At 61.2% G+C, this 9588-nt stretch carries 9 protein-coding genes; 4 read left to right on the forward strand and 5 right to left on the reverse strand.

Going from position 1 to position 9588, the window contains the following annotated elements:
- Positions 1-11: 11 nt before the first annotated feature.
- The 5 genes from MM194_RS19580 to MM194_RS19600 form a co-directional block, all read right to left on the reverse strand.
- Positions 12-566 (reverse strand): VOC family protein, encoded by a 555-nt coding sequence (locus MM194_RS19580; protein ID WP_241344609.1) that lies wholly within the window; start codon positions 564-566, stop codon positions 12-14.
- A complete protein-coding gene (locus MM194_RS19585) occupies positions 560-1324 on the reverse strand; it encodes a hypothetical protein (protein ID WP_033129154.1) in 765 nt (254 codons plus the stop codon). Before MM194_RS19585 ends, MM194_RS19580 begins: the two co-directional genes overlap by 7 nt.
- A 160-nt stretch (positions 1325-1484) precedes the next feature.
- Complete coding sequence (gene nfsA, locus MM194_RS19590) at positions 1485-2210, reverse strand: oxygen-insensitive NADPH nitroreductase (protein ID WP_033129153.1); 726 nt, start codon at positions 2208-2210, stop codon at positions 1485-1487.
- Between the two features lie 67 nt (positions 2211-2277).
- A complete protein-coding gene (locus MM194_RS19595; RefSeq protein WP_241344610.1) occupies positions 2278-3843 on the reverse strand; it encodes an AbgT family transporter in 1566 nt (521 codons plus the stop codon).
- A 152-nt stretch (positions 3844-3995) separates the two neighbouring features.
- Complete coding sequence (locus MM194_RS19600; RefSeq protein WP_033129151.1) at positions 3996-5936, reverse strand: EAL domain-containing protein; 1941 nt, start codon at positions 5934-5936, stop codon at positions 3996-3998.
- Positions 5937-6255: 319 nt separating this feature from the next.
- Here MM194_RS19600 and MM194_RS19605 point away from each other — a divergent pair, with 319 nt between their 5' ends.
- The 4 genes from MM194_RS19605 to MM194_RS19620 all read left to right on the forward strand — a co-directional run bounded on the left by MM194_RS19605 (position 6256) and on the right by MM194_RS19620 (position 9436).
- Entirely contained in the window at positions 6256-6807 is a 552-nt protein-coding gene (locus MM194_RS19605; RefSeq protein ID WP_238566371.1) for a DUF2982 domain-containing protein, read from the forward strand.
- A gap of 77 nt (positions 6808-6884) precedes the next feature.
- A complete protein-coding gene (locus MM194_RS19610) occupies positions 6885-7838 on the forward strand; it encodes a LysR family transcriptional regulator (protein ID WP_033129149.1) in 954 nt (317 codons plus the stop codon).
- Between the two features lie 45 nt (positions 7839-7883).
- Entirely contained in the window at positions 7884-8903 is a 1020-nt protein-coding gene (locus MM194_RS19615) for a response regulator (RefSeq protein WP_241344612.1), read from the forward strand.
- Positions 8904-9004: 101 nt separating this feature from the next.
- A complete protein-coding gene (locus MM194_RS19620; RefSeq protein ID WP_241344613.1) occupies positions 9005-9436 on the forward strand; it encodes a PAS domain-containing protein in 432 nt (143 codons plus the stop codon).
- The last annotated feature ends 152 nt before the right edge of the window (positions 9437-9588 follow it).

Consider the following 9588-nt stretch of genomic DNA (forward strand, 5'->3'; position numbering starts at 1 on the left):
GCATCACGAATTTATATGCCGTCGTAATAGTCCGGCGGCACCGGCACCACGGCGCCGGTACCCAGCTCCTCGTCGATCACCTCGCTTAAGGGACGCAAGTGGAATTTCACCTGACCCGAGGGCAGCATCAGCCCCACGTCCGGGTTGCGACCATCATCAATATTGCCTGTCTTGAACGGCAGAGCCGGGTGCGCGGCCAGTAGCGCGTGCAGTGAGGGCACCACCAGCTCAATGTGTTCCAGCCCCGCCTGATGGCTGCGACCCGGTTTGGGGGCGGCCAGCTCGATGCAGGGCACGCTCACCTCGTTGACGCAGACCGGCTGATGCAATCGATAGGTGGCGATGGGTCGCCCGCCAATCATGCCCTCCACCAGCAAGACCCCGTGACGCGCGAGCTGCTCTTTCAATTCGAGGTACTCGGGCAGGCTGGCGGCGCGGTAACAGAGGTGATCCACCCGCGGGGCGCCTTGCTCCCCCATGAGGGCGCGCAATTCGGTCAGTAGTTGGCAAACAAATGGGGCCATGGGCCCCAGTGTGGTATCCAGTGGATGAGACATGATCACCATTTCTTCTTGGGTTGGAACAGGACATCCAGCTCGTCCGCCTCTTTGTCCTTGAGGTGTTGCAGCTCTTTCTCGCTGTGCTGCTGCAGGTGCTCTTCCAGCTGACGCATCCCCTGACGCATGTCTTCTTCCCGCGCCAGCAGGTAGGCGTCCTTGTCGGAGACGCTGGCCAGGGCACCCAGCCCCTTGGTAAAGAGCTGACGACAGGTACCGTATTGCCCCTGGATCTGGGCATCCATGGCCCGCTTGACCAGGTTGGCGATGTTGATCTTGAGCTGCATCAGCTCGAGGCGCCGATCCTCCTGGGCAAAGCCATGGGGATCTATCTTGCCCTTGTTGTGCTCGACCCGCAGCACGGCCCGCATCTTCTTGGCCAACTGCAACATCTGGATCGCCTGCCGATCGGACTCCGGGGTCTTGAAGTGCCCCTCGTCCTGGCTGCTGTAGTTCTCCTGCACGTTCTTGATCTGGGTCTGGACGTCGGCGATACGCTGCTTGATCTGATTGCCGGGCATCACTTGTGCTATGGCACGATAGGCATCCAGGATCCTGTGCTGCAACAGCAGCACCATGTTCTTGGAAAAGGGCACCAGGTTGACGTTCAGCAGCACCTCTTCGGTCTCGTCCGCCACGGCCTTGTGGCGCGCGATGGCCTGGCGCTTGTCGGCTTCGGCCTTCTGTTTGTATTGCTGCACCACGTTATAGGCGATGACCAGAAACAGGAGTGCGCCAATCGACAGCAATATCAAGGTCAAAATCATAGGGTGTACAAACTCCTGTCCCAATCCAATTGCGTGATCCTACAACAGCTTACCCGCATAAGGTAGCGCGGGGTTCTGCCCTGTCTCACAGAATGCAAGCCGGCTCCGCCGCGGGTCGCGACAGGCACGTCGCCACCACTCATATCGCCCTCGCCCCTCATTACTTGAGGCAAAACCCCTTGGAATGCAGGAATCCCAGCATGAAGGGGCGCGCCTCCTTGCCGAGGATGGCCTTGATCTGGCCGCTCCAGGTCTGCTGCTTGTTGTTGCCGCTGCGGGCCAGGTAGTAGTCGTGGATCTGCTCATCATATTGGGCAAGCAGAGCGCGATCCAGGGTCTCTGGATAGCGGTTCTCGTGCACCACCAGCCCCCTCGGCAGACGCGGTTTCTGCTCCGGCTGCTGGGCGGGATGACCGAGGCAGAGGCCAAACAGCGGGATCACCAGATGGGGCAGCCCGACCGCCTCGCTCACCGCCGCCACATTGTTGCGAATGCCGCCGATGTAGACGCCGCCCAGCCCCAGGGACTGGGCCGCCAGCAAGGCATTCTGGGCCATCAGGGCCCCGTCGATGGCGCCGATCAGGAGCTGCTCCGCATAGCCGGTCTGAGCATCGGGCACTATCTGGCTGTGGCGCTGGTAGTCGGCGCAAAACAGCAGGAACTCTGCCGCCTCCGCCACATAGGCCTGGTGCCCGGCGAGCTCGGCCAGGGTGGCGCGCAGCCCCTTGTCCGTCACCCGGATGATGCTGTTGGCCTGCAGGAAGCTGGAGCTGGAGGCGCACTGGGCGGCGCTCAGGATCTGATCGAGCTGCCTGGTCGTGATGGGCTCGGGGGTGAACTGACGAATGGAGCGATGGGAAAGGATGAGATCGATGGTCGGGTTCATGAGGCCTCCAGGAAGAAGGCCACACTGTACCCAAAAAAAGCGAGGGGCCCAAGGCCCCTCTTTCCCCTTAAGGGACAGGATACACATACGGCGCCTGCAACCCGAGGGGGAAGCCCAGCGCCCAGTACAGCAGCAGGAAGCAGGTCCAGCTCACCAGGAAGGCCAGGGAGTAAGGCAGCATCATGGAGACCAGGGTGCCTATCCCGGTGCTCTTCACATACTGCTGGCAATAGACCACCACCAGCGGGAAGAACACCATCAGCGGGGTGATGATGTTGGAGGAGGAATCCCCCACCCGGTAGGCCGCCTGGGTCAGTTCGGGGGAGATCCCCACCGCCATCAGCATGGGCACCAGAATGGGGCTGATCAGCGCCCACTTGGCGGAGGCCGAGCCCACCACCAGGTTGACGGTGGCGGTGAGCAGGATCATGCCGACGATGGTCACCTCCCCCGGCAGCGCCAGGGCATGGAGCACCTCGGCGCCGGACAGCGCCAACAGGGTGCCGAGGTTGGAGTCACCGAAGGCCTTGATGAAGAGCGCGCAGAAGAAGGCCATCACCATGTAGGAACCCATCTTGTTCATGGTGGCCGACATGGCGTCGATCACGTCCTTGCCGCTCTTGAAGTTGCCCGCCACGAAGCCATAGACAATGCCGGGCAGGATGAACAGCAGGAAGATGAGCGGGACGATGGACTTCATCACGGGGGCGGCGAAGGTGGTGAGAGAGCCATCCGCGGCCCGCATCGGCGAGTCGTTCGGTGTCAGGGCCAGCCCCAACAGGACGATGGCCGCCAGCATGGCGAAGCCGGCCCAGTTGAAGGCCCAGCTCTCCCGTGCACTGTAGCGCCCCATCTCGTCGGCACTCGCCAGATCCTCGTTGAGCGGCACATGCTGGAGGCGCGGCTCCACCACCTTCTCGGTGACAAACCAGCCCACGCAGATGATCAGCAGGGAGGAGGCGCCGGTGAAGAAGATGTTGCACAGGGTGTTGACCAGATAATCGGGGTCGAGCAACTGGGCCGCCGACTGGGTGAAGCCTTGCAGCAGAGCGTCCCCGCCGGAGGGCAGGAAGTTCGCGGCAAAGCCACCGGAGACCCCGGCGAAGGCGGCGGCTATCCCCGCCAGCGGGTGGCGTCCGGCGGCGTGGAAGATGATGCCGCCGATGGGGATGACCAGCACATAACCCGCGTCCGCCGCGGTGTGGCTGACGATGGCCACCAGGATCAGCATGGGGGTCAGGAAACGGGCCGGGGTGACCTTCAGCAGCTTCTTCAGGCCGGTATTGATGAAGCCGGACTGCTCGGCGACGCCGACCCCCAGCATGGCCACCAGCACTATGCCGAGCGGCGCGAAGCTGGTGAAGGTGGTGACCATACTGGCGAGGAACTCGGCCAGCCCGGCCCCGGTCAGCAGGTTGTTGACCACCACGACCTCCCCGGTGCGGGGATTGACCAGATCGAAGGAGAACTGGGAGAGGACCCAGGAGCCGACCCAGACGATCAGCAGGGCGTAGAGGAACAACATGGCAGGATCGGGCAGCTTGTTGCCCGCTTTCTCGACCCCGTTCAGGAAGCGATTCAACCAACCCTTTGACGGGTTGGCAGAACGCTCGTTGGTAGTAGCCTGACTCATTTGGTGATACTCCATGACCAAGGAATGAGCGCGCATACTAGCGATAACGTCTAATGAATCCCATAACGTGAGACAAAAATTCGATTAATTATGTTTAATTTGGCATGTCGCGCTTCAAAAACGCGACATTCCGCACATTATCTGCGGCAGCGTCAGCCGCTCGTCAGCGGAAAATGCCCCACCTTGCAGCGGATCCCGAAGCCCGTCTCCGCCACCTCGGCCGGTGTCATGGGGGTGCTGAACAGGAAACCCTGGAAGACGTGACAGCCCTGGGCGCGCAGGGCCGCCAGCTCGTGCTCCTCCTCCACCCCTTCCGCCAGGATCCCGAGCCCGAGGCTGGTGGCCATGGCGACCGTGGCCCGGATCACCGGCAGGTTCAGGCCGACCACGAAGGAGCGATCCAGCTTGATGGTGTCGATGGGCAGCCGGTTGAGATAGGCCAGGGAGGAGTAGCCAGTGCCAAAGTCGTCGATGGCTATCTTGATCCCCTGCTCGCTCAGGGCGTCGAGGATTTCGATACAGCCCTTCATGTCCAGCATCAGCACGGTTTCCGTCAGCTCCAGGGTCAGCAGGCTGGCCTCGACGCCAAACGCCTTGAGCTGCTGCGCCACCAACGCGGGCAGGCTGGCGGATAGCTGGAAGCCGGACAGGTTGACCGACATCGGCACCCGCACCTGCCACTGGCGCTGCCAGGCCCCCATCTGGCACAAGGCGGTGGAGAGCACCCAGTTGCCGACCTCGCGAATGAGCCCCATCTCCTCGGCCAGCGGAATAAACTCCGCCGGCGAGACGTGCCCCAGCACAGGGTTGTACCAACGCAGCAGGGCCTCGAAGCCGATGAGCTTGCCCTGGGCCACGTCAACCTGGGGTTGATAACGCAGGCTCAGCTCGCCCCGGCCTATGGCCTTGGCCAGAAACTGTTTCAGGGTGAGCTTGCGGTGCAGGGTCTGCTGCATGCTGGGGGTGAAGCGCTGCCAGCGCAGGCGGCCCATCTGCTTCGCCTGGTACATGGCCATGTCGGCGCGGGTGATGAGGTTGTCGCCGTCGTCCGCATCGTCCGGGTAGATGGCGATGCCGATGCTGCCGCCGATAGTGACCTCGGGCACGCCGCTCAGCTGCAGCGGCTTGGTCATCTGGGAGAGCATGAGATCCGCCACCTCCTGCGCCCTGTCGCTGGAGTTGCTAAGCGGCACCAGGGCGGTGAACTCGTCCCCGCCGAGGCGCGCCAGCTCCACGTCCCGCGGACAGATCTGCTTGAGCCGCCCAGCCACCCGCTCCAGCAGGCGATCCCCCGCCTTGTGGCCGTAGTTGTCGTTGACCAGCTTGAAGTTGTCGAGATCCATGAACACCAGGGCGAAGCGCCCCCCCAGGCCGCAATAGGCCTCGAGGGATTTCATCAGTCCGTAGCGGTTGAGCAGGCCGGTGAGGGAGTCGTGCCAGGCCAGGTGACGGTGCTCAAGCTCCTCGAGCTTGCGATCCGTGATGTCACGCATGGTGAGCAGGATCCGGGCCCCTTGCTGGATGTGGCGAAACTGGTATTGAAACCAGCGCATCCCCTTGAGGGTGCGGCACTCCCCCTCGGCCACCACCTCGTCAAGGCGAGACAGGCGCCGATAAAAGACCTCGTCACAACCGGAGAAAATCTGGGTCAGCTGGGTGGTGCCCGCCCCGAAACACATGTCGAAATGGTGGTTGCCGCTTTCGAGGCGCCCCTCGTTGTCGAACAAGCAAGCCAGGGTGTCGCCGGTGGCGAGGGAGGATTCCTGATAGAGGGTGTCGGCATCGATCACCGCCTCCGTCATCATCATCAGCCGTCCGGCTATCTCGACCCCGGAGAGCCGCAGATAGACCTGCTTTTTTACTCCCTTCGGGGAGAGGGTCCACCACTCGTTGTAGCTGCGACCCTGCTGAAAGTCGCCGAGATAGCGTTGCAGCAACAGATCGATGGCGGCGGCCATGTCGGCCGAGAAGTCGCGGGATTGCAGCTCGGCCAGGGAGCTCGACTCCCACAATCCCAGTGCGGGGCCATTGGCCCAATAGATGTGATGACGCTGGATGTCATAGACCCAGATGGGCGTATGGAGGACATCCATCCCATGGAGCAGGCGTTCGTCTAGCGTATTCATGTAAGGTGATGATTCATGCTGAGAGCTCATAGCAAACACCAGCCACGGCAGGCTCCTGAACGCTCCCCCGTGCTGGTACAAAATCCGATCCGGCCCATAATCTGGAAACATGCACGCGAGAAGGGGCAGACATCATATGAAAACGCTACATGTGATCCCCATGGTCAGAAGAAATGGACTCACACTGATATTGTTGGGCATGGTCATAACCATTGCTATGATTTTTATACTTTTTTTTCTCCATGAACAACTATTAATCCCTGCCATATCCGCCCTGCTGGTCGGCTTGCTGACAGTTCTTGTCGGGGTGCTGAAGTTGGGTGAGCCTCATTTTAGCCTCTCTCTGTGTCAGGATTGCCTGCAATATCACCACAAGTACGGTGGCTGGCTCCTGAAATGGAGAAATATTCAACGTATTGACCAACCGCGTATTCATTTGGGCTGGGATCTGGTGGCCCTGCCCTACATCGGGTTGAAGATAAAAGATTACGACGATTTTTTGACGCTGATCACACCCAGACTGGCCGTGCGTCTGCTGACCGAGCAGCGGGCCGTGCTGCTGCAGGCGATGCGCAGTGAAGGCTCCGATTGCCCCGCCGGTGGCTGCGGTGCCGGGCTGCTGGGAGAGGGTCTGCTGGAGGAGAGCCGCTTTCGCTCCCCCTCGGGTCAGCGCTACGAGGGGGTGATCGCCATGCTGGGCAACCGCATGGTCAGGCTGCGGGATCTGCTGGGGTATGATCTGCTGGTGCCGGACAACAGCCTGGACCGCCCCCCTGCCGATTTCGTCCATTTGCTGAACCAATACCGGCGCGAGTCGAATCTAATCCAGATCAATTAAACGCCGGATTGCGCTTGCCAAGCCCGGCGACTCTTCATAAGGTCTCCGGCTTGTTACAAACACCCCCTAAGCCGCTTATGAAGTACATCGAAGAGTTCTATCTGTTCGTCAAGGTGGTGCAAGAGGGCGGTTTCTCCCACGCCGCCGCCGCGCTGGGCATGCCGACCGGCACCATCAGTCGACGAATTTCCCAACTGGAAGAGCAGCTCGGCTGCAGCCTGCTACACAGATCCACCCGCAAGCTCCGCCTCACCGATGAAGGGCTGCGCTATTACGAACGCCTGTGCACTCCGCTCGCCGAGATAGAGCAGGCCACCGGCGAGATCCAGGGCCAGGAGCACGACATCAGCGGCCTGATCCGCCTCGCCGCCCCCATCGCCCTCTCCAATACCATCCTGGTCGACATGCTGGCGGACTTCGGCCTGCGCTATCCCCAGGTGCAATTTGACATCAGCCAGACCAATGATCACGCCCCCCTCTGTGATCAGGACAGGGATCTGGTGTTCTTCAACGGTGAGCTGCCCCAGTCTCTGCCCAACGCCCTCTGTCTTGGCCACATCCAGTACGGCCTGTTTGCCTCCCCCCTCTATCTGGAGAAGATGGGCACCCCCTCACACCCGGCCCAGCTGGAAGAGCACGATCTCATCCATTGCTGGCCCCACCAGCACTGGCAGTTGACCGGGCGGGACGATCAGGGCGAGCAGGTGGTGCAGATCAAGCGAGTCCCTCGCCTCAACGTCAATCAGACCCAGGCTGCCGTGCGAGCCGCCAGGCGCCACCTCGGCATCGTCAACGCCCCGCTGCACTATGTGCACCCCTTCTTGCAAGATGAGCAACTGGTCGCCGTCCTGCCGGACTGGCAATCGGGCCGTCGCCCCTTCTACATGCTGCTCTGCCAACCCCAATTCACCCCGCTGCGTGTTAAGATGTTCGCCGAATTCGTTGAAAAATATTCCGCACGCTACCGCAGCCATCAACGGGACGATCAATTTTTACCGGCGATGCCCCTGCCCATTGCATCTGACGATTGATGGCGCACACTTAGCGCAATGCTCGTTGCACAGGCCGCTAACACTATGAATGTATTGATATGTGATGACTCGGGGTTCGCTCGTAAACAATTGGCCCGCGCCCTGCCTGCCGACTGGCATGTCAACCTTCATCAGGCCGCAGACGGTCTGGAGGGGGTAGAGCAGATCCTGATGGGCCACGGGGACCTGATCTTTCTGGACCTGACCATGCCCCAGATGGATGGCTATGGCGTGCTGGAAACCCTCCAGCGGGAGGGATTGCGCAACAAGGTGATCGTGGTCTCCGGCGACATCCAGCCGGAAGCCTATCAGCGCGTGATGGCGCTGGGGGCCCTGGACTTCATCAAGAAACCCGCCTCCCCCGAGACTCTGCGTGCCCTCCTTCGTCAGCACGGTCTGTGGCAGACGGCCACGCCGGCGGCGCTCGCCGCCTCCCCGGATCTCAGCCCGTCCCCGCTGCAGAGCGCCATCTCGTTCACGCCCGAGCTGCGGGATGTCTATCAGGAGCTCGCCAACGTCGCCATGGGTCAGGCCGCCGATCTGCTGGCCCGCCTGCTCGATGCCTTCGTGCTGCTGCCCATCCCCAACGTGAATGTGCTGGAGGTCTCTGAGCTGCACATGGCGCTCTCGGCCGCCGCCGAGTCGGATACCCTCTCCGCCGTCTGCCAGGGCTTCATCGGCGCCGGTATCGCCGGCGAGGCCCTGCTGCTGTTCCACGATGCCAGCTTCCAGGATCTCGCCCGCTTGATGAACCACCAGGGCGAGCTGGATCACAACGCCGAGCTGGAGCTGCTGATGGACACCGCCAACGTGCTGATCGGCGCCTTCCTGCGCGGCTATGCCAACCAGCTCGACACCCCCTTTAGCCAGGGTCATCCTGTGGTGCTCGGTCAACACAGATCCATTCAGGATCTTATTCAGACCAACCAGAGCCGCTGGCGCCGTACCCTGGCCATCGAGATCAACTACCGGATCCAGGGGCATGCAGTGCAGTGCGATCTGTTGCTGCTGTTTACCGAAGATTCCATCGCCACCATGAACAATAAAATCATGCATATGCTCTAGCGATTTGCTGACGATGCCATCGCCAACATCAATAACAACATCAATAACAACATCAATAACAACATCAATAACAACATCATGCGCATACCCCGGGAGTGACCATGGAAATCCGTGAATTTCATTGGCTGATGAACATAGTCCAGAACCTGGACGTGGGGCTGGTCGTGCTCGACAAGGGCTACAGGGTGCAGGTGTGGAACGGCTTCATGGAGAGTCACAGCGGCCGGCTGGCCGGTGCGGTGCGGGATCTGGTGCTGTTTGACCTCTTCCCCGACGTCGACAGGGCCTGGCTCGAGCGCAAGGCGAACATGGTGTTCAAACTCAACAACCGTGCCTTCAGCACCTGGGAGCAACGCCCCTACCTGCTGCGCTTCTCCAACTACCGCCCCATCACGGGCTCGGCGCCGCACATGTACCAGAACCTGACCCTGGTGCCCCTGGCCGATTTTGGCGGTGAGGTCACCCACCTGGCCATCATGATCTACGATGCCACCGATGAGGCCATGCTGATCATGGGCCAGCGCCAAGGCTGATCCCGCTCCTCACCCGCACAAATAAATGTCTAGTCCTGAAATAGGTTTACACATTTTCGTCTAGCTTCACGTGACTCAGAACCCCCGATGCACCGCATCGGGGGTTCTGTATTTCAATGCCAAGTGAGGTCGCTCCAGGTTGTAAATATCCA

Source organism: Aeromonas sp. MR16 (genome assembly GCF_022549315.1).
GTDB classification, from domain to species: Bacteria; Pseudomonadota; Gammaproteobacteria; order Enterobacterales; family Aeromonadaceae; genus Aeromonas; species Aeromonas aquatica.